The sequence below is a fragment of the Kitasatospora sp. NPDC059747 genome, assembly GCF_042732955.1.
In the GTDB taxonomy this organism is placed as follows: Bacteria; Actinomycetota; Actinomycetes; order Streptomycetales; family Streptomycetaceae; genus Kitasatospora.
Genome location: NZ_JBHWGV010000066.1, coordinates 1 through 21,496, shown reverse-complemented (window position 1 = coordinate 21,496; position 21,496 = coordinate 1). Strand labels below are relative to the sequence as shown.

14 protein-coding genes are annotated in these 21,496 nt (G+C 72.0%); 11 read left to right on the top strand and 3 right to left on the bottom strand.

Translation table 11 applies throughout. From position 1 onward, the window contains the following. Positions 1-333 precede the first annotated feature (333 nt). Positions 334-2,409 carry an APC family permease gene (locus tag ACFV4G_RS26425; RefSeq protein ID WP_380444495.1) on the bottom strand — a complete coding sequence of 692 codons (2,076 nt, stop codon included), beginning with the start codon at positions 2,407-2,409 and terminating at the stop codon, positions 334-336. 235 nt (positions 2,410-2,644) lie between these two features. Between ACFV4G_RS26425 and ACFV4G_RS26420 the strand changes: the two genes are divergently transcribed. Both ACFV4G_RS26420 and ACFV4G_RS26415 read left to right on the top strand, forming a co-directional pair. Then, positions 2,645-3,313 (top strand): potassium channel family protein, encoded by a 669-nt coding sequence (locus tag ACFV4G_RS26420; RefSeq protein ID WP_380444494.1) that lies wholly within the window; start codon positions 2,645-2,647, stop codon positions 3,311-3,313. Further along, positions 3,313-3,984: a potassium channel family protein gene (locus tag ACFV4G_RS26415; protein WP_380444493.1), complete on the top strand. Its 672-nt coding sequence runs from the start codon at positions 3,313-3,315 to the stop codon at positions 3,982-3,984. Before ACFV4G_RS26420 ends, ACFV4G_RS26415 begins: the two co-directional genes overlap by 1 nt. A gap of 71 nt (positions 3,985-4,055) precedes the next feature. Here the strand turns inward: ACFV4G_RS26415 and ACFV4G_RS26410 are convergent, their stop codons facing one another. Then, on the bottom strand, positions 4,056-5,462 hold the full coding sequence (locus tag ACFV4G_RS26410) for an APC family permease (protein ID WP_380444492.1): 1,407 nt from the start codon (positions 5,460-5,462) through the stop codon (positions 4,056-4,058). 463 nt (positions 5,463-5,925) lie between these two features. Continuing rightward, on the bottom strand, positions 5,926-9,870 hold the full coding sequence (eccCa, locus tag ACFV4G_RS26405) for a type VII secretion protein EccCa (protein WP_380444491.1): 3,945 nt from the start codon (positions 9,868-9,870) through the stop codon (positions 5,926-5,928). A gap of 290 nt (positions 9,871-10,160) precedes the next feature. Between eccCa and eccD the strand changes: the two genes are divergently transcribed. From eccD to ACFV4G_RS26360, 9 genes are all read left to right on the top strand, one after another. Next, positions 10,161-11,603, top strand: a complete 1,443-nt coding sequence (gene eccD, locus ACFV4G_RS26400; protein WP_380444490.1) for a type VII secretion integral membrane protein EccD — start codon at positions 10,161-10,163, stop codon at positions 11,601-11,603. A 183-nt stretch (positions 11,604-11,786) separates the two neighbouring features. Beyond that, entirely contained in the window at positions 11,787-12,077 is a 291-nt protein-coding gene (rpsO, locus tag ACFV4G_RS26395) for a 30S ribosomal protein S15 (protein WP_030311414.1), read from the top strand. A 454-nt stretch (positions 12,078-12,531) separates the two neighbouring features. Then, on the top strand, positions 12,532-14,739 hold the full coding sequence (locus ACFV4G_RS26390) for a polyribonucleotide nucleotidyltransferase (protein ID WP_380444489.1): 2,208 nt from the start codon (positions 12,532-12,534) through the stop codon (positions 14,737-14,739). Between the two features lie 119 nt (positions 14,740-14,858). Then, positions 14,859-16,211: a M16 family metallopeptidase gene (locus ACFV4G_RS26385; protein WP_380444488.1), complete on the top strand. Its 1,353-nt coding sequence runs from the start codon at positions 14,859-14,861 to the stop codon at positions 16,209-16,211. A gap of 28 nt (positions 16,212-16,239) precedes the next feature. Beyond that, positions 16,240-16,986: a 4-hydroxy-tetrahydrodipicolinate reductase gene (gene dapB / locus ACFV4G_RS26380; protein WP_380444487.1), complete on the top strand. Its 747-nt coding sequence runs from the start codon at positions 16,240-16,242 to the stop codon at positions 16,984-16,986. Between the two features lie 25 nt (positions 16,987-17,011). Further along, a complete protein-coding gene (locus tag ACFV4G_RS26375) occupies positions 17,012-17,491 on the top strand; it encodes a hypothetical protein (protein ID WP_380444486.1) in 480 nt (159 codons plus the stop codon). Beyond that, entirely contained in the window at positions 17,488-18,219 is a 732-nt protein-coding gene (thyX, locus tag ACFV4G_RS26370) for an FAD-dependent thymidylate synthase (protein WP_380444485.1), read from the top strand. Before ACFV4G_RS26375 ends, thyX begins: the two co-directional genes overlap by 4 nt. A 240-nt stretch (positions 18,220-18,459) precedes the next feature. Further along, complete coding sequence (gene dapA, locus ACFV4G_RS26365) at positions 18,460-19,359, top strand: 4-hydroxy-tetrahydrodipicolinate synthase (protein ID WP_380444484.1); 900 nt, start codon at positions 18,460-18,462, stop codon at positions 19,357-19,359. A 171-nt stretch (positions 19,360-19,530) separates the two neighbouring features. Next, complete coding sequence (locus tag ACFV4G_RS26360; RefSeq protein WP_380444483.1) at positions 19,531-21,216, top strand: ribonuclease J; 1,686 nt, start codon at positions 19,531-19,533, stop codon at positions 21,214-21,216. The last annotated feature ends 280 nt before the right edge of the window (positions 21,217-21,496 follow it).

The window sequence follows — 21,496 nt, the reverse complement described above, 5'->3', positions numbered from 1 at the left end:
TAGCCTTCCCAGCGGCGCCCTTCCCGGCGGAGCCCTTGGCCGAAGCCCCCGAGGCCCCCGAGGCGCCGGCGCCCTTGCCCGACGCCGCAGCCCCAGCCGCCGCCTCGAAGTCCGCCGGCGTCTCCGCCCGCTCGCCCGGGGCGAGCGGCGCCGTCCGCGCGGTCAGACCGTCGCGATCGGTGGCCTCCGGACGGATGACGGGCCGACCCCAGCGCGGCCGGGCGACCTGCCCGGGCTTGGTGCCGCCCCGGCGGGCGCCCTTGCCGGAGGTGGCGCCGGAGCGGCCGGGCTTGCCCCCGGAGTTGCCCGAGGAGCGGGGCGGATTGTTGCGGGTCACTGGGAGGAGTCCTTGCTGCGGTCGGAGGTCGCACCGGCGCTCGCGCCGGTCCGGTCGGAATCCTTCGACTCTACGGCCTTCGGCGCCCGCGGCTCGCCACGGCGGACGGCCCCCGGCGCCGACCAGGCCTTCTGCGGCCGGCGCCGCTCGGAGGACTCCAGCTGCCACGGCACCGAGGTGACCATCACACCGGGCTTGAACAGCAGCCGCCCCTTGAGCCGCAGCGCGCTCTGGTTGTGCAGCAGGTGCTCGTACCAGCGGCCGACGACGTACTCGGGGATGTAGACCGACACCACCTCGCGCGGGCTGCTGCGGCGCAGGTTCTTGACGTAGTCGAGGACCGGCCCGGTGATCTCGCGGAACGGCGAGTCCAGCACCTTCAGCGGCACCTCGATCCCGCGCTCGTCCCACTCCCGGCGCAGCGCCTCGGTGTCCGCCGGGTCGACGTTGACCGAGATGGCCTCCAGCGTGTGGGGGCGCGCGAGCCGCGCGTACGCGAGGGCGCGCAGCGCGGGCTTGTGCAGCTTGGAGACCAGGACGACGGCGTGCACCCGGGTGGGCAGCACGACGTCGTCGGGCTCCTCGGCGGCGCTGAGCTCCTCGGAGACGCGGTCGTAGTGGCGCCGGATGCCCTTCATCATCACGAACAGCACGACCATCGCGGCGATCGCGATCCAGGCGTGGCCGATCTTGGTGACCAGGACGACGATCAGCACGGCCATGGTCATCACCAGGCCGAAGGTGTTGATGGCCCGGCTGCGCTGCATGCGGCGGCGCTCGGCCGGGTCGGTCTCGGTGCGCAGCAGCCTGGTCCAGTGCCGGATCATGCCGGACTGGCTCATGTTGAAGGACACGAAGACGCCGACGATGTAGAGCTGGATCAGCCGGTTGGGGTCGGCGTCGAAGGCGATGACGAAAAGGATCGCCGCGATCGCCAGCAGGATGATGCCGTTGGAGAAGGCGAGCCGGTCGCCGCGGGTGTGGAGCTGGCGGGGCAGGTAGCGGTCCTGGGCGAGGATCGAGCCGAGCACCGGGAACCCGTTGAAGGCGGTGTTGGCGGCGAGCACCAGGATCAGGCCGGTGACGGCGGCGACGAAGTAGAAGCCGGGCGTGAAGTTCGAGAAGACGGCCTCGCTGATCTGGGCGAGGGCGGTCTTCTGGTGGTAGTCGGGCGAGGAGCCGACGAGCTGCTCGACCGGGTTCTCGGCCATCTGGACGCCGGTGAGCCGGGCCAGCCAGATGATGCCCATGAACATCACCACGGCGACGCCGGCCATCATGAGCAGCGTGGTGGCCGCGTTCTTGCTCTTGGGCTTGCGGAAGGCCGGCACGCCGTTGGAGATGGCCTCGACGCCGGTGAGCGCGGCGCAGCCGGAGGAGAACGACTTGAGCAGCAGGAACACCATCGCGAACCCGGCGAGCGATCCGTTGCCCGGGGTGGCGACGAGGTGGAAGCTGGAGCTCTCGGCGGGCATGTCCTGGCTGAGCGCGAAGTGCCGGAAGAACCCGTAGCAGACCATGCCGACGACGCCGATCATGAACGCGTAGGTGGGCACGGCGAAGGCGGTCCCGGACTCCCGGACACCGCGCAGGTTCATGCCCATCAGCAGCACGATCACGATGACCGACAGGGTCAGCTCGTGGCCGCGCAGCGAGGGCACGGCGGAGACGACGTTGGCGACGCCGGAGGTCGTGGAGACGGCCACGGTGAGGACGTAGTCGACCATCAGCGCGCTCGCGACGACCAGGCCGGCGGCCGGGCCGTGGTTGACGGTCGCCACCTCGTAGTCGCCGCCGCCGCTCGGGTAGGCGTGGACGTTCTGCCGGTAGGAGGCGACGACGGCGAGCATGACGATCGCGACGACGAGGCCGATCTGCCAGGAGAAGTGGATGGCGGACGCGCCCGCTACCGACAGGGTGAGCAGGATCTCCTCGGGGGCGTAGGCCACCGAGGAGAGCGCGTCCGAGGCGAAGACGGGGAGCGCGATCCGCTTCGGCAGCAGCGTCTCGCCCAGTTTGTCGCTCCGCAGGGCGCGCCCGATCAGCAGGCGTTTCGGAAGGTCAGTCGGCATAGGCACGTTAAGGAATCGTAGGGGTTTGCCGACAGGGCTTGCGCCGAACTCCCCACCCTTCGTCGCGACTGTGTTCGGTGGACCGGCTAGCGTGTCGGATACGAGCCGGTGGGCAACACTCTGGTTGTCGCGCCGGTACCGAACAGGACGCTCGCCCCGGCCACCGGGGCGGGAGAGGGAGATGAACGGTGTTTGCGCAGGTCAAGAACCCAACGGATCGGGTGAGGTAGCGCCGGTGCACATCGTCATCATGGGCTGCGGCCGCGTGGGCTCGGCCCTCGCGAGAGCGTTGGAGAAACAGGGCCACTCCGTCGCGGTGGTCGACCAGGACCCGACGGCCTTCCGCCGCCTGGGCGCCGGGTTCAACGGCCGCCGGGTCACCGGTGTCGGCTTCGACCAGGACACCCTGCGCGAGGCGGGCATCGAGGAGGCCGGCGCGTTCGCCGCCGTCTCCAGCGGTGACAACTCCAACATCATCGCGGCGCGGGTCGCCCGGGAGACCTTCGGCGTGGAGAACGTCGCCGCCCGGATCTACGACCCCCGACGTGCCGAGGTCTACCAGCGCCTGGGCATCCCGACCGTGGCCACGGTCCGCTGGACCGCCGACCAGATGCTGCGCCGGCTGCTGCCGAGCGGCGCCGAGCCGCTGTGGCAGGACCCGAGCGGCAGCGTCCAGCTGGCCGAGGTCGCCTACGACCCGCGCTGGGTCGGCCGCCGCCTGGCCGAGCTGGAGGAGGCCTCCGGCTCGCGGGTGGCGTTCGTCACCCGGCTCGGCGAGGGCCTGCTGCCCACGCCGCAGACGCTGCTGCAGGAGGGCGACCTGGTGCACGTGATGCTGCGCCGGGCCGACCTGACGGCCGTCGAGGCCGCGTTCGCGCAGGGACCGAAGGAGGAGGGTCACTGATGCGGGTCGCCATTGCCGGGGCCGGTGCCGTGGGCCGCTCGATCGCGGGCGAGCTCCTGGAGAACGGGCACGAGGTCCTGCTGATAGACAAGAACCCCAACTCCATCTCGGTGGAGCGGGTGCCGCTGGCGGAGTGGCTGCTGGCCGACGCCTGCGAGATCACCTCGCTGGACGAGGCGGCCCTTCAGCGCTGCCACGTGGTGATCGCCGCGACCGGCGACGACAAGGTCAACCTGGTCGTCTCGCTGCTCGCCAAGACCGAGTACGCGGTGCCGCGGGTGGTCGCCCGGGTGAACAACCCGAAGAACGAGTGGCTCTTCAACGAGTCCTGGGGCGTGGACGTCGCCGTCTCCACCCCGCGCCTGATGTCCGCGCTGGTCGAGGAGGCGGTCAGCGTCGGCGACCTGGTCCGCCTGATGCGCTTCAGCCAGGGCAACGCCAACCTGGTCGAGCTGACCCTGGCGGCCGACACCGAACTGGTCGGCACCCGGGTGGGCGACGTCGCCTGGCCGCCGGACACCGCGCTGGTGACGATCATCCGCGAGGGCCGGGTGCTCGTGCCCGGCAAGGACGACACCCTGGAGGGCGGCGACGAGCTGCTGTTCGTCGCGGCGCAGGAGCGCGAGGAGGAGCTGGAGGACCTGCTGTCGGCCACCTCCGGCGCCCAGTAGCCGGCACTCCCGGCGGCGTCCGACACGCAAGAGGGCCCCCCCCCCCCCCCGCGGTGGGGGAGGGGTGGGGGTCAGGCCTGCTGCTGGTCCTCGGGGAGGCTGATCACCCAGCGGGAGTCCTGCCGGGGGCGCAGGTAGAACAGCCAGTAGAGGGTCGCGGCGGCGGTGATGCCGCCGGTCCAGAGCAGGGGCTCGGTGTCCAGCTGGGTCATGACGTAGACCAGGACGGCGATCAGGACCACCGGGACGCCCGGCCACAGCGGCATCCGCCAGGCGGCGGCGTGCTTGTGGTGGCCGCGGCGGGAGAGCAGCGCGGCGACCGCGACCAGCAGGTACATCGCGGTGACGGCGACGCCGGTGATGTTGCTGAGCAGCTGGCCCTTGACGAAGCAGAGCGCGGCGCCCGGCAGGCCGACGGCCAGGGTGGCGATCCACGGGGAGCCGAAGCGCCCGAGGGTGCCGAAGGCCTTGTTGACCGGCCCGGGCCAGGCCTTGTCGCGGGCGGAGGCGAACAGCACGCGGGAGTTCTGGATGACCATGACGATGCCGGCGTTGATGATGGCCAGCGCGATGCAGAGGCTGATGAAGGTGCCGACCGCCGAGTTGCTCCAGGCGGTGACCATGCCCGAGATGTCGCCGGCGGCCAGGGTCTGCAGGTCGGGGGCGCCCATGGTGATGGCGGCGACCGGGATCAGGATGATGGCGCTGGAGAGGCCGAGCGTCCAGAGCACGGTGCGCGAGACGGTGCGGCGGGGGTTCTCCAGCTCCTCGGAGAGGTAGACGGCGGTGGAGAAGCCCTGGGTGACGAAGAGGGCGATGCCGAGCGCGCCGATGATGGCGCCGATGCCGACGGTGGTGGTGGCGCCGTTGTCCCCGGCGACCACGCCGTGCAGCAGGCTCGGGTGGTCCGGGTTGGTGTGGGCGAAGCCGAGCACCGACACGACACCGGCCGCGACGACCTCCAGCACCAGGAAGACGCCGGTGATCCAGGCGTTGGCGCGCAGGTCCAGCAGGCCGGCCAGGGTGGCGGCCAGCATGACCGCGGCGCCCGCGATGGGCTTGTCGACGTGCAGGACGGGCGCCAGGTAGTCGGCGGTGCCGAGCGCGATGACCGAGGGGACGATCATCACCACGATCAGCGACTGGATGAAGACCAGCCAGCCGGCCAGCCGTCCGGCCAGCGTGCCGACCATCGCGTACTCGCCGCCGGCGCTGGGGATCAGCGTGCCGAGCTCGGAGTAGCAGAACGCGACGGCGACGCAGAGCACCGAGCCGATCGCGATGGTGAGGGCGGTGGCGCTGCCGATGCTGGAGAACAGCTCCGGCACGATCACGAAGAGCGTGGAGGCCGGGGTGACGCAGGACAGCGTGAGCAGCGTGCCGCCCACGACGCCGATGGAGCGCTTGAGCTGCTGGGGGGCGACTGTCTCGTGCGTAGTGGGGGCTACGTCGAGTGGCTGGCGAAGCGTGTCGGTCATGTGGCTTCCGATCGGCTCTGTGCGGTCCTGGGATGGGAGCGGTATCGCCTCCGCTGGCTGGTTGCTCGGGTCTTGGTCCGGTCGCTCCCGGGCCGCAATGGAACCTTGGGCGTAATGATTGCGTCAACGCCGGAACTGCTTCGGAATCCGTTGCGCGGAAGGGCATAAACATGCGATCCGATGATCACGTACGGTCATTGCGAGGATTGTCCGAGTTGTTACCTCTGCCGCATTGCACTTGAATCCAAGGTAAACAGGATGTTGAAAGCATTCTTTCGAAGGCTGCACTCCGATCCGATGCCGGTACGCCCAGGCGCCCCGAAGCGGCCCCGCAAGCCCCGCGCGGGGTGCGGGAACCGCAGCCCCGCGCCGGAAAGATCTAGGTAACGTTTCAACACCTGGGACGCCGGGGTGCGCCGAGGGGCCGGACCCGAGCGGGCCCGACCCCTTTGGTCACCGTCCGTCACTGCTCGGCGGGCAGCCACCCCGTCTGGACCAGCTGTCCGCCGGTCGCCCGCCGCGACACGTACAGCCCGCGGCCCGGCGGCAGCGCCTGCGGCTTGACCGTCCCCAGCAGCGCCCCCTCGTCCCGGTTGCCGGAGAGGACCACGCCCTGCCCGCCGAGCTCGCGCATCCGCTGGAGCACCGGCTCGTACAGTGACCGGCCCGCGCCGCCCGCGCTGCGCGCCACGATCACCCGCAGCCCGATGTCCCGGGCGAACGGCAGGAACTCGGCCAGCGGCGTCAGCGGGTTGCCCGAGCCCGTCGCGACGAGGTCGTAGTCGTCGACGATCACGAACATGTCCTTGCCGCGGTACCAGCTGCGGTCGCGCAGCTGCTCGGCGGTGACGTCCGGCCCCGGCAGGCGGCGCGAGCAGGCGCCGCGCAGCATGTCGACGACCTTCGTCAGCGCGGGCTGCGTCGCCGCGTACTCCACCTGGTACTCGCGGGGGACGGCCCCCAGCAGCGCGCGCCGGTAGTCGGCGACGACGATGCCGGCCTGTTCCGCCGTGTACCGCTCGGTGATCTGCTTGACCAGCATCCGCAGCAGCGCGGACTTCCCGGACCGGGTGTCGCCGAACACGATGAACAGCGGGTCCGTCTCGAAGTCGACGAAGACCGGCGCCAGTTCCGCCTCGTCCACGCCGAAGGCCACCCCGCGCTCGGGGTGCTCGAAGCCCTTCGGCAGTCCGTACCCGTCGAGGACGGCCGGCAGCATCCGCACCCGCGGCGCGTGCGGGCCGGTCCAGGCGCCGGCGACGGCGGCGACGAGTGCGGCCACGCCGTCCTGGAGGTCGTCCACCGCGGACGAGCCGTCGATCCGGGGCAGTCCGGCCAGGAAGTGCAGCCGCTCCGGGGTGACGCCGCGCCCGGCGAGCGCCGGGACGTTCTGCGCGGTCCGGCGGTCCACCTCCGACTCCATCGGGTCGCCCAGCTTGAGCTCGGTGCGGTTCTGCAGCAGGTCCTTGAGCGCCGGGCGCACCTCCGCGTAGCGGGCCGCCGTGATGACGAGGTGCACGCCGTAGCCGAGGCCGCGCTGGACGATGTCGGCGATCACCGGCTCCAGCGCCTCGAACTCCTGCTTGAAGGTGTTCCAGCCGTCGATCACGAGGAACACGTCGCCGAAGGGCTCGTCCGGGAGCCGCCCGGCCGCCCGGCGGGCCCGGTAGGCCGCGATGGTGTCGATCCCGGCGGCCCGGAACAGCTCCTCGCGCCGGTTCAGCACGCCGTGCACCTCGGAGACCGTCCGGCGCACCTCGTCGACGTCGAGCCGCCCGGCCACCCCGCCGACGTGCGGCAGCCCGGCCAGTGCGCGGAAGCCGCCCGCGCCGAGGTCCAGCAGGTAGAACTGCACCTCCAGCGGGGTGTGGGTGAGCGCGAACGCGGCCACCGCGGTGCGCACGACCGTCGACTTGCCCGAGAGCGGGCCGCCGACCACCAGGCCGTGCCCGGCCGCTCCGGCGAAGTCGAGCTCCAGGACGTCCGTCCGCTGCTCGCGCGGCCGGTCGACCACGCCGATCGGCACCCGCAGCCGGCCCGCCGGGTACCCGGGCGCGCCCAGCCCGCGCTCCGGCACGGCCTGCAGCGGCGGCAGCAGCCGGTCGAGGCCCGGCGCCGCGCCCAGCGGCGGCAGCCACACCTGGTGCGCGGCCGGGCCCTGGCCGGCCATCCGCCGCACGAAGACGTCGAGCACGGTGTCGGCCAGGGCGTCGTCCTGCTCCGGGGCCCGCGCCTCCTCCTGCCCGGCGGGCTCCGGCAGCTCCACCTCGGCCGCGGTGAACAGGACCGGCCGCGTGCCGGCCCGCTGCTCGCCGGCCGCGTGCTGCTGCCCCGGCGCCCGGTAGGGGCCCGAGACGTACGCGGCCTTGAACCGCTCCATCGCGTCCTCGCCGAACTTGAGGTAGCCGACGCCCGGCACCGGCGGCAGGTGGTAGGCGTCCGGCGCGCCGATCGCCGCCCGCGACTCGGCCGCGGAGAAGGTCCGCAGACCGATCCGGTAGGAGAGGTAGGTGTCCAGGCCGCGCAGCTTGCCCTCCTCCAGACGCTGCGAGGCCAGCAGCAGGTGCACCCCCAGCGAGCGGCCGATCCGGCCGATCTGGATGAACATCTCGATGAAGTCCGGCTTGGCGGTGAGGAGTTCGGAGAACTCGTCGATGATCAGCACCAGCGAGGGCAGCGGGTCCAGGGCCGCCCCGGCCGCGCGCGCCCGCTCGTACTCGTGGATGTTGACGTAGTTGCCGGCCCGGTGCAGCAGCTCCTGGCGGCGGTGCAGCTCGCCCTCGATCGCGTCCCGCATGCGGTCGACCAGGGTGAGCTCGCCCTCCAGGTTGGTGATGACGGCCGAGGTGTGCGGCAGCTCGGCCATGCCGGCGAACGTCGCGCCGCCCTTGAAGTCGGCGAGGACGAAGTTCAGCTCCTCCGAGGAGTGCGTCATCGCGAGCGCCAGCACCAGCGTGCGCAGCAGCTCCGACTTGCCCGACCCCGTCGCGCCGACGCACAGGCCGTGCGGGCCCATGCCCTCCAGCGCGGCCTCCTTGATGTCCAGGAACACGTGCTCGCCGCCCGCGCCGACGCCGATCGGCACCCGCATCCGCTCGTGCCGGCCGCGCGGGCGCCAGCCCCGGGAGACGTCGAAGGAGCCCGGGTCGCCGGAGTTCATCAGGTCGGTGAAGTCGAGGTCGGACAGCAGCGGCTCCTCGTCGCCGCCGGCCGGCATCCGGTACGGCGCCAACTGCCGCGCCAGCGCCTCGGACTGCCGGGCCGAGAGCAGGTCGGGCGTGCCGGTGTAGGCGGCCCCGGAGGCCGAGCGCAGCTCGATGGCGGTGGGGCGGACGGTCGCCATCAGGTGCCCGCTCGGCTCGTCGAGCTCGCCCGGGACGACCTCGATGACGGTCACCCCCTGCACGCCCTCCGGGCTCGCGAGCAGCGAGTCGTGCGGCACGCCGGCGCCGTCCATCACGACGACGACGTGCGGCTGGTCCGGCGGGGCGGCGGCGTCCCGGACGAACCGCTGGCGCCCGGCGAGCTCGTCCTGGAGCAGCAGCTCCAGCTCGCCGAGCCCGGTGGCGGTCAGCCGGCGCGAGCCGGCGCCGTCGGTCTCCTTGCGGTGCTGGTTGTGCGGGAGCCACTTCGTCCACTCCCACTCCCCGGCCGCGCCGGGCGCCGCGGCGACCGCCACCAGCAGGTCCTCCGGCGAGTGCAGGGTGGTCAGCTGGGCGATCATCGCCCGCACGCTGCCGTACACCGAGTCCGGGTCGCCGCACACCGTGACGTGGTAGAAGGCGCGCAGCGACACCGCGAGCGGGAGGTCCTGGAGCGTGCCGTGCGCGTTCAGGAAGGACTTCATGGCCGCCGCCGACAGCGGCTCCAGCTCGTCCGCCGGCGCGGTCCGCGGTGCCACCAGGGGAGTGGACAGCTGCACCGGCCCGAGGCCGACCCGGATCTGCGCGAAGTCCGCGTCCCCCGAGCGGCGTTCCCACAGCCGGCGCCCGCCCGCGACGACCGCCCACAGCTGGTCCGGCGCCGGGTTGAGGAACAGCAGCGCGCCGCGCTGGCGCTCGGCGGTGCGGCGCACCGCGCGCCGCGTCTGCTGGAGGTACTTGAGGTAGTCGCGCCGGGCGTCGGACGTCGCGGTGGAACCGCCCCGGCGGGCCCGGACGATCTGCGCGAGCACCATGCCGACCGTCGAGGCGATCATCAGCCCGCCCATGATCCGCATCGGACCCTGGGAGCCCGGCGCGAAGAAGAACACCGCCGAGCCGCCCATGCCCAGCATCGGCAGGACGCTCGACACCCAGTCCTCGCCGCCCTGGCGCGGCAGTTCGGGCGGAGCGACCAGCTCCACCGGCTCGTCGGGCACCGGGGGCGGATAAGCCCTGGCCGCACGCCGCACCATGATCACACCCATGTGCCCCCCCACCCCTAGGCGCCGGTACACCGGAGGCGGCCGCCCGGCACGTCCGCCGGACACGGCGTCAGGGCGCCCGACGGTACCGGTCGCACCCGTACTCTCGGCACGGGTAGGGTAGCGCCGCGTCAACTCGCGTGTACGCCGGGTAGGTTCGCCCCGGCGCCGGGACAGGGGGGAACGTCCAGTGCGTGGAACGACCGAGGTGATCGCATGAGCGAGCCCCGCGAGCTCATCAGGAGCAGGTGCACGTGGGTGAATGCCCCTGCCGAGCGAAGCGAGGCGGGTGCGTGAACGCCGTAGCGACGGGTTTCGCCCGGGTCACCGTCGTCACCCCGGACCGCCGGATCGACGTCGCCCTGCCGGAGGACCTCCCCCTCGCCGACCTCTACCCCGACGTCCTGCGCCTGGCCCGCGCCACCCAGCCCGACGGCGTCCCCACCGGCTTCCACCTGGTCCGCCGGGACGGCACCGTCCTCGACGGCGGCCTGTCACTGGCCGCCCAGCAGGTCCGCGACGGCGACCTGCTCACGCTGCGCCCGTTCGCCGAGTCCCTCCCGCCGGCCGTCTACGACGACGTCGCCGACGCCATCGCGGGCGCCGTCCCGGCCGACCACCGCTTCTGGAGCCCCGAACTCACCCGGGCCTCCGGCCTCACCGGCGCCACCGTCCTGCTCGCGCTGCTCGGCCTCGCCCTGTGGTCCGCCGGCCCGCACCACGACGCGCACGGCCTGCCCGGCGTCCTCGCCGGCGTCACCGCCGTCGTCCTCACCGCCCTGGCCGGCGTCCGCGCCCGGGTCTACGGGGACGCCCCGGCGGCGGTCGCGCTCGGCCTCGGCGCGCTGCCGCACGCCCTGATCGCCGGGACCGGCCTGCTCGCCGCCGCCCGGCCCGGGGACGGCCCCGGCCGGCTGCACTTCCTGGCCGGCTGCGTCGCCGTCCTCGTCACCGCCGTCCTGCTGGCCGCGCTGCTCCCCGAACGCGACGCGGTGTTCGTCGCCGCCGCCCTCGCCGCCGCCGCGGGCGCCCTCGCCGCCTTCGCCGCCGTGCTGCTGCCCGGCACCCCGGCCCACCGCATCGCCGCCGTCACCGGCGTGGCCGCCGTCGCCGCCATCGGCTTCCTGCCCGGCCTCGCCGCCCGCTCCGCCCGCCTGCCCGTCGGCTACGCCGCCCCCGGCCAGGCCCGCGGCGGCGAGGCGGACGACGAGGACCGGGCCGAGACCGTCCGGTACGAGCGCATCGCCCGGCAGGCCCGGCGCGGCCACGAGGTCCTCGTCGGCCTGGTCGGCGGCTGCGCCGCGGTCGTCGCCGGCGCCTGCGCGCTGCTCGGCTTCACCGACGCGGCCTTCCCCGAACTGCTCGCGCTCGCGCTCGGCCTCGCCGTCCTGCTCCGCGCCCGGCTGTTCCGCTACACCGCCCAGGTCCTCGCGCTCACCTCGGCCGGCCTGCTCGGCCTCGCCCTGCTGATCGCGGGCCTGTCGCTGCACGCCCGGCAGTTCGCCGAGGGCGCCGCCCCCGCCGACGCCGACCTGCGCACCGTCTGGCTGACCGCCGCCGTCGCCCTCGGCGCCGCCGTGCTCACCGCGACCGCGCTCGTCGTGCCCCGGCTCGGCGTCTCCCCCTTCTGGGGGCGCGTCCTCGACCTCGTCGACGGCCTCGCCCTGCTCTCCCTCGTCCCGCTCGCGCTCGCCGTCCTCGACGTCTACCGCCTGGTGCGCGGGGCCACCGGCTGACCCGCCCCGGCCCCGCCGGCCGCCCGCGTGGGCGGCGCTGGTACGCTTGGCCTTCGAGCGCAGCCGTGTGTCCGCCCCCAGGGTGCGGAGGAAGCGGCCGGCGCCCGCGTTACGACACCGAGTTCTCGATGAGTCCTGTGCCGTAGACCAGGACCGCTCGGTTCACCTCGTTAAGGAGTTGCAGTGGCTCTCGCCTCTGACATCAAGAAGCAGATCATCGCCGAGTTCGGCCAGAAGGAGGGCGACACCGGCTCCCCCGAGGTTCAGGTGGCCATGCTCTCCCGCCGCATCTCGGACCTGACCGAGCACCTCAAGACCCACAAGCACGACCACCACTCGCGCCGTGGCCTGCTCATCCTGGTCGGCCAGCGCCGCCGCCTGCTGCAGTACCTGGCCAAGAAGGACATCGAGCGCTTCCGTACGCTCGTCGACCGCCTGGGCATCCGTCGCGGTGCCGCCGGCGGCGCCCGCTAAGACCGCCGCTCGGGGCGGCTCCCCACACCGGGGAGCCGCCCCTCGCGCGTATGCCGCGGTCGTTCGGCCGCGGCGCCCGGACATAACAACTCGCGCGCACCTCCCCAGGTGGCCGAGGATTGCACCGTAGGGTTGTGGGCATGCCGGGTGATGGCGCACGAGACGCCATCCAGGCAGAAGGACCCCAACCCCCCGCGGGCCGAAGGCTTCAAACGGAAGCCGCCCGCATCCGAGAGAGCGTCCAGACGCGGACCGCCCGCGCGGCCCGGCAGCCGTGAGGCGCCGGTCCTCGGTAGTGGCCCCCGGAAGCCCCGCAGTCGAGCGGGACCCGCCGGAGGCTTCGATCGAAGACCGGCCCGACTGCCGCCCCTCCTGACAGGAGGGCACAGGGCCCACCGGCAGGCAGGACGCGGGGACGCTCTCCCGGAGACGTACGAAAGAGGAGATCTTCCAGGTGGAAGAGAACGTGTTCTACGCCGAGGCCGTCATCGACAACGGCTCCTTCGGCACCCGTACCATCCGCTTCGAGACCGGCCGCCTGGCCCGTCAGGCCGCCGGCTCCGCCGTGGCCTACCTGGACGACGACACCATGGTGCTGTCGGCCACCAGCGCGTCCAAGCAGCCGAAGGAGCACTTCGACTTCTTCCCGCTGACCGTGGACGTCGAGGAGCGGATGTACGCCGCGGGCCGCATCCCCGGCTCGTTCTTCCGTCGCGAGGGCCGGCCCTCCGAGGACGCGATCCTCACCTGCCGCCTGATCGACCGCCCGCTGCGCCCGTCCTTCGTCAAGGGCCTGCGCAACGAGGTCCAGGTCGTCGTCACCGTGATGGCGCTCAACCCCGACCACCTGTACGACGTGGTCGCGATCAACGCCGCCTCCGCCTCCACCCAGCTGGCCGGCCTGCCGTTCTCCGGCCCCATCGGCGGCGTGCGCGTCGCGCTGATCAACGGCCAGTGGGTGGCCTTCCCGACCCACAGCGAGCTGGAGTCGGCCGTCTTCGACATGGTCGTCGCCGGTCGCGTCCTGCCGGACGGCGACGTCGCGATCATGATGGTCGAGGCCGAGGCCACCGACAAGACCATCAAGCTGGTCGAGGGCGGCGCCGAGGCCCCGACCGAGGAGGTCGTCGCCTCCGGTCTGGACGCCGCCAAGCCGTTCATCAAGGTCCTGTGCGCCGCCCAGGCCCAGCTGGCCGCCCAGGCCGCCAAGCCCACCGGCGAGTTCCCGGTCTTCCTGGACTACCAGGACGACGTCCTCGCCGCGCTGACCGCCGCCGTCAAGGACGAGCTGGCCCAGGCCCTCACCATCGCGGGCAAGCAGGAGCGCAACAACGAGCTCGACCGCGTCAAGGCGCTCGCCGCCGAGAAGCTGCTCCCCGAGTTCGAGGGCCGCGAGAAGGAGATCAGCGCCGCCTACAACGCGCTGACCAAGAAGATCGTCCGCGAGCGCGTCATCAAGGACAAGGTCCGCATCGACGGCCGCGGTGTCACCGACATCCGCACCCTGGCCGCCGAGGTCGAGGCCATCCCGCGCGTCCACGGCTCCGCCCTGTTCGAGCGCGGCGAGACCCAGATCCTGGGCGTCACCACGCTGAACATGCTCCGCATGGAGCAGCAGCTCGACACGCTCTCCCCGGAGACGCGTCGCCGCTACATGCACAACTACAACTTCCCGCCGTACTCGGTCGGCGAGACCGGCCGCGTGGGCTCGCCCAAGCGCCGCGAGATCGGCCACGGCGCCCTGGCCGAGCGGGCCATCCTGCCGGTGCTCCCCACCCGCGAGGAGTTCCCGTACGCCATCCGCCAGGTCTCCGAGGCGCTCGGCTCCAACGGCTCCACCTCGATGGGCTCGGTCTGCGCCTCCACCATGTCGCTGCTGAACGCCGGTGTGCCGCTGAAGGCCGCCGTCGCCGGCATCGCCATGGGCCTGATCTCCCAGGAGATCGACGGTGAGACCCACTACGTCGCGCTGACCGACATCCTCGGTGCCGAGGACGCGTACGGCGACATGGACTTCAAGGTCGCCGGTACCCGCAACTTCATCACCGCCCTCCAGCTCGACACCAAGCTGAACGGCATCCCGGCGTCGGTCCTGGCCGCCGCCCTGAAGCAGGCCCGCGACGCCCGCCTGCACATCCTCGACGTGATGAACGAGGCCATCGACTCCCCGGACGAGATGTCCCCGAACGCGCCGCGCATCATCACCATCAAGATCCCGGTGGACAAGATCGGCGAGGTCATCGGCCCCAAGGGCAAGATGATCAACCAGATCCAGGAGGACACCGGCGCCGAGATCACGATCGAGGACGACGGCACCATCTACATCGGTGCCGCCGACGGCCCGGCCGCCGAGGCCGCCCGCACCACGATCAACCAGATCGCCAACCCGACCATGCCGGAGGTCGGCGAGCGCTACCTGGGCACCGTGGTCAAGACCACGACCTTCGGTGCGTTCGTGTCGCTCATGCCGGGCAAGGACGGCCTGCTGCACATCTCGCAGATCCGCAAGCTCGCCGGTGGCAAGCGCGTGGAGAACGTCGAGGACGTGCTCGGCGTCGGCGCCAAGGTGCAGGTCGAGATCGCCGAGATCGACCCGCGCGGCAAGCTCTCCCTGATCCCGGTCATCGAGGGCGAGGAGGCCGGCGAGGCCGCTTCCGAGTGAAGCGCCGCTAGCTGACCCCTTGCGGCCCGTACGCCTCCCGGCGTGCGGGCCGCACCCTGTTGTCCCCCGCGTTCGTACGCGTGTCCTCAGGCCGCGCGTTTCCTCTGGAGGTACCCCCCGTGGCCCAGGCCCCGGCCGCGAAGCAGCGCCCCGGCACCACCCGGACCCTGCTCAAGGGCGCCGACGGCGCCGGCACCGTGCGCCGCACCGTGCTCCCCGGCGGCCTGCGGGTCGTCACCGAGACCCTGCCGACGGTGCGCTCCGCCACCTTCGGCATCTGGGTCGGCGTCGGCTCGCGGGACGAGACCCCGCAGCTCAACGGCGCCACCCACTACCTGGAGCACCTGCTCTTCAAGGGCACCGAGCGGCGCAGCGCGCTGGACATCTCGGCCGCCCTGGACGCGGTCGGCGGCGAGATGAACGCCTTCACCGCGAAGGAGAACACCTGCTACTACGCCCGGGTCCTCGACACCGACCTGCCGCTCGCCATCGACGTGGTCTGCGACATGCTCACCGGCTCGCTCATCCGCGCCGAGGACGTCGAGGCCGAGCGCGGCGTCATCCTCGAAGAGATGGCGATGGCCGAGGACGACCCGGGCGACGTCGTCCACGACCTGTTCGCCAAGGTGATCTTCGGCAGCGGCCCGCTCGGCCGCCCGATCCTCGGCACCCAGGAGACGATCAGGACGCTCACCCGGGACCAGGTCGCCGGCTTCTACCGCCGCCGCTACCGGCCCGAGAACCTCGTCGTCGCCGCGGCCGGCAACCTCGACCACCGCAAGGTGGTCAAGCAGGTCGAGGAGGCCTTCGCGCCGGTGCTCGCGGCCTCCGCCGCCGCTCCCGCCGAGGCCCGGCGCGGCGTCAAGGCGCTGCGCACGGCCGGCCGGGTCGAGGTGCTCAACCGCTCCACCGAGCAGGCCCACCTGGTGCTGGGCGTGCCCGGGGTGCCGCGGCACGACGAGCGCCGCTGGGCGATGGGCGTGCTCAACGCGGCCCTGGGCGGCGGGATGAGCTCCCGGCTGTTCCAGGAGGTCCGGGAGAAGCGCGGGCTCGCGTACTCGGTGTACTCCTACTCCTCGTCCTACGCGGACAGCGGCCTGTTCGGCATCTACGCCGGCTGCCAGCCCAAGCGGGTCGAGGAGGTGCTGCGGATCTGCCGCGCCGAGCTGGCCAAGGTGGTCGCCGAGGGCATCACCGAGGAGGAGCTGCAGCGCGCGATCGGCCAGATCTCCGGCTCCACCGTGCTCGGCATGGAGGACACCGGCTCGCTGATGAACCGGATCGGCAAGGCCGAGCTCAGCTACGGCCACCACCTGTCGGTGGACGACATGCTGGCGCGGATCGCCGCGGTGACCCTGGACGACGTCCAGGCCGTCGCCCGTGATGTGCTGGGCGCGTACCGGCCGTCGCTGGCGCTGATCGGCCCGGTCAACGACAAGCGGGCCGCCAAGCTCGCCGATCTGCTGGTCTGAGACCGGCTGGTGTGAGAGGAACTTCGCTATGACGCTGCGTGTCGCCGTGATCGGCGCCAAGGGCCGGATCGGCTCCGAGGCCGTCAAGGCCGTCGAGGCCGCGCCGGACCTTGAGCTGGTGGCCGCGCTCGGGCGCGACTCCGAGCTGGAGGAGCTGACCGGGGCGGGAGCCCAGGTGGCGGTCGAACTGACCCACCCCGACTCGGTGATGGGCAACCTCGACTTCTGCCTGCACCACGGCATCCACGTGGTCACCGGCACCACCGGCTGGACCGAGGAGCGCCTCGCCACCGTCCGCGGCTGGCTGGCCGACGCCCCGGAGCTCGGCCTGCTGATCGCGCCGAACTTCTCCATCGGCGCGATCCTCGGCATGAAGTTCGCCCAGACGGCGGCCCGCTACTTCGAGTCCGTCGAGGTCGTCGAGCTGCACCACGACCGCAAGGCCGACGCGCCCAGCGGCACCGCGACCCGCACCGCCCAGCTGATCGCCGCCGCCCGCGCCGAGGCCGGCCGCCCGCCGCAGCAGGACCCGACCACCCACAGCCTGCCCGGCGCGCGCGGTGCCGACGTCGACGGGGTGCCGGTGCACGCCGTCCGGCTGCGCGGCCTGCTCGCCCACCAGCAGGTGATGTTCGGCGACACCGGCGAGACGCTCACCATCCGGCACGACTCGCTGCACCACAGCAGCTTCATGCCGGGCATCCTGCTGGGCGCCCGCCAGGTGGCCGACCACCCGGGGCTGACCTTCGGCCTCGAACACTTCCTGGACCTGTGACCGTGCCGACCCCCGGGAGTGTGCGATGACCTCGCGTACCGGCTTCTTCGTCCTCGCCGGCGTGCTGCTGCTGGTCGCGCTGATCTGCATCGGCGAGGGCGTCCAGCTGGTCGCCACCGGCAAGCCGCTCGGCATCGGCATCGGGCTGTGCGCCTTCGTCATCCCGGTGATCGGCGTCTGGTTCCTGTGCCAGACCGTCCGCTTCGGCCGGGACAGCGAGCGGCTCGCCCGCGAGCTGGAGGCCGAGGGCGGCCTGCCGGTGGACGAGCTGGAGCGCACCAAGGGCGGCCGGATCGACCGCGCCTCGGCCGACGCGGTGTTCGCCCGCCGCCAGGCCGAGGCCGAGGCCGCGCCGGGCGACTGGCGGGTCTGGTTCCGGTTGGCGGTGGCGTACGCCGACGCCGGGGACACCCCGCGCGCCCGCAAGACCATGCAGCACGCCATCCGGCTGCACCACCAGCAGGACCGGCACGACAGCACCGAACCCGCGAGGAGCAACGCGTGAGCGACGAAACGACGGCCCCCCGGTTCCGCAGCGACGTCACGGTGGAGCTGGTCCGCAGCGCCGCCGCCGACTCGGACGTCATCTGGGCGGCCCGTGTCTCGACCGCGGGGGAGCAGTCCCTGGAGGCGCTCCAGCAGGACCCGGAGAAGTCGAAGGGCCTGATCAACTTCCTGATGCGCGACCGGCACGGCACGCCGTTCGAGCACAACTCGATGACCTTCTTCATCAGCGCGCCGATCTTCGTCTTCCGCGAGTTCCACCGCCACCGCAGCGGCTGGTCCTACAACGAGGAGTCCGGCCGCTACCGCGAGCTGGAGCCGGTCTTCTACGTCCCCGCCGAGGAGCGCAAGCTCGTCCAGCAGGGCCGCCCCGGCCGCTACGAGTTCGTCGAGGGCACCCCGGAGCAGCACAAGACCGTCACCGAGTCGATGGAGGCGGCCTACCGGGAGGCCTACGACCGCTACCAGGAGATGCTGGCGGCCGGCGTGGCCCGCGAGGTGGCCCGCGCGGTGCTGCCGGTCGGCCTGTTCTCCTCGATGTACGCGACCTGCAACTCCCGTTCGCTGATGCACTTCCTGTCGCTGCGCACCAAGCGGGAGAACTCGGCCGTGCCGTCCTTCCCGCAGCGCGAGATCGAGATGGTCGCCGAGCGGATGGAGGCGCAGTGGGCGCAGCTCATGCCGCTCACCCATGCGGCCTTCGAGAAGCACGGCCGGGTCGCGCCCTGACCTGCGGCGATGAGCATATGGGCAGAGTGTCGGGCATGTCTGGATTGCGGCTTTTCTGGCCGCTCCCTACATTCGTGAACACGGATTCCGGTGCTGCCTGAACCCCCGAGCACGCAGCACCGGAATCCCATGTCACCGCCGTGTCGCCGCCCGTTCCGGCCGCCCAGCGCCGCCGGACACCTGTCCGAACCCTGGACCGGTGTGGTAGCCGCCCCACCGCCTACGAGTAGCTTTGGACGCATGGCTCCGACCTCCACCCCCCAGACGCCGTTCGGCCGGGTCCTGACCGCGATGGTCACCCCGTTCACCGCCGACGGCGGACTCGACCTCGACGGCGCCCAGCGCCTCGCCACGCACCTCGTCGACTCCGGCAACGACGGCCTCGTCGTCAACGGCACCACCGGTGAGTCCCCGACCACCAGCGACGCCGAGAAGGCCCAGCTCGTCCGTGCCGTGGTCGAGGCGGTGGGGGACCGCGCCCACGTCGTCGCCGGCGTCGGCACCAACGACACCCACCACAGCGCCGAACTGGCCCGTCAGGCCGAGTCGGCCGGAGCGCACGGCCTGCTCGTCGTCACGCCGTACTACAGCAAGCCCCCGCAGGAGGGCCTGTACCGGCACGCCGTGCACATCGCCGATGCCACCGGGCTGCCGGTCATGCTGTACGACATCCCGGGCCGCAGCGGGGTGGCCCTGGGCCACGAGACGCTGGTGCGCCTCGGCGAGCACCCGCGGATCGTCGCCAACAAGGACGCCAAGGGCGACCTCGGCGCCGCCGCCTGGGCCATCGCCCGCTCGGACCTCGCCTGGTACTCCGGCGACGACATCCTCAACCTGCCGCTGCTGTCGGTCGGCGCCGCCGGCGTGGTGAGCGTCGTCGGGCACGTGGTGTCCGGCGAACTGCGTGCGATGATCGACGCGTACCTGACCGGCGATGTGGCCAAGGCCACGGCGATCCACCAGGGTCTGCTCCCGGTCTTCAGCGGTATGTTCCGCACCCAGGGCGTCATCCTCACCAAGGCCGCGCTGGGCCTCCAGGGCCTGCCCGCCGGCCCGCTGCGGCTGCCGCTGATCGGCGCGACGCCCGAGGAGATCGCGCAATTGAAGAAGGATCTCGCCGCAGGCGGGGTACACCTGTAGCAGACAAAGACGTGCGCGCCCCGGCTCGCCGGACCCTCACGGGACCGCCGCTGGACCGGACCGAAGGCGCGAGAGCACAGACCCAGTAGGAACACACGACACTGAGTACGCACGCCATATGTCTCCGGGGGAGGACCCCGGGCATATGGCGTGCGTCGTGAGGAGAGTCTTTTGAGTCACCCGCACCCCGAACTCGGCGCCCCGCCCGCCCTGAAGGAGGGCGCCCTCCGTATCACTCCGCTCGGCGGCCTCGGCGAGATCGGCCGCAACATGACGGTCCTCGAATTCGGGGACCGCATCCTGATCGTCGACTGCGGCGTCCTCTTCCCCGAGGACGAGCAGCCCGGCGTGGACCTGATCCTCCCGGACTTCAGCTACATCCGGGACCGGCTCGACAAGGTCGACGGCATCGTCCTCACCCACGGGCACGAGGACCACATCGGCGCCGTCCCCTTCCTGCTCCGGGAGAACCCGGACATCCCGCTGATCGGCTCCAAGCTCACCCTCGCCCTGATCGAGGCAAAGCTCGCCGAGCACCGCATCCGGCCGTACGTGCTGGAGGTCAAGGAGGGCGAGCGCGAGCGCATCGGCCCCTTCGACTGCGAGTTCATCGCCGTCAACCACTCCATCCCGGACGCCCTCGCGGTGGCCGTGCGCACCCCGGCCGGCATGGTCGTCGCCACCGGCGACTTCAAGATGGACCAGCTGCCGCTCGACGGCCGCCTGACCGACCTGCCGACCTTCGCCAAGCTGGCGGAGGAGGGCATGGACCTGCTGCTGGTGGACTCCACCAACGCCGAGGTCCCCGGCTTCATCCCGCACGAGCGGGACATCTCGGCCGCCCTGCGCAACGTCTTCGCGAACGCCGACAAGCGCATCATCGTCGCCTCCTTCGCGAGCCACGTGCACCGCATCCAGCAGGTGCTGGACGCCGCGCACGAGTACAAGCGCAAGGTGGCCTTCGTCGGCCGCTCGATGGTCCGCAACATGGGCATCGCCCGCGACCTCGGGTACCTCAAGGTCCCCGGCAACATGGTCGTCGACGTCAAGCAGCTCGACGACCTGCCGGACAAGGAGGTCGTGCTGATCTGCACCGGCTCGCAGGGCGAGCCGATGGCCGCGCTGTCCCGGATGGCCAACCGCGACCACCAGATCCGCATCGTCGAGGGCGACACCGTCGTCCTGGCCTCGTCGCTCATCCCGGGCAACGAGAACGCCGTCTACCGCGTGATCAACGGCCTGACCCGCTGGGGCGCCAAGGTCGTGCACAAGGGCAACGCCAAGGTGCACGTCTCCGGCCACGCCTCGGCCGGCGAGCTGCTGTACTTCTTCAACATCTGCAAGCCGCGCAACCTGATGCCGGTCCACGGCGAGTGGCGCCACCTGCGGGCGGCCGCCGACCTGGGCATCGCCACCGGCGTGCCGCGCAACCGCGTGGTCATCGCCGAGGACGGCGTCTGCGTCGACCTGGAGAACGGCGTCGCCCGGATCGTCGGCAAGGTGCAGGCCGGGTACGTCTACGTGGACGGCGCCTCGGTGGGCGACATCACCGAGGCCTCGCTCAAGGACCGCAAGATCCTCGGCGAGGAGGGCTTCATCTCGGTCTTCGTCGCCGTCGACTCGGCCAACGGCAAGATCGTGGGCGGCCCGACCATCCAGGCCCGCGGCTCCGGCATCGAGGACAACGCGTTCGGGCCGGTCGTCGCCAAGCTCCAGGAGGCCCTGGACCGCTCGGCGAGCGACGGCGTGATCGAACCCCGCCAGGTGCAGCAGCTCGTCCGCCGCACCATCGGCAAGTGGGTGGCGGACAACTACCGCCGCCGGCCGATGATCCTGCCGGTCGTCGTCGAGGTCTGAGCCCCCTGAGGCTGGTTTGACGTGGGGCGGCCCGGTGCGTAATGTTCTCCGGGTTGCCCCACGGGACGGCCCCAAGGAAGCCCTCGAATTCGAATTCGAGAAGGACCGAGGAAAACGGCCCGAGAAACTCTGGTAGAGTTCGGGAGCGCCGAAAGGCAAAAGCCGATTGGATGAAAGAAACTCCGGGAAAACGGAGCGGAAAACATCTGATAAGCTGGAAACACGAAAGAACGAAGCGCCCGGAGGGCCCGCTGGAAGGCGGCTCGAAGGAAGCGTCCGT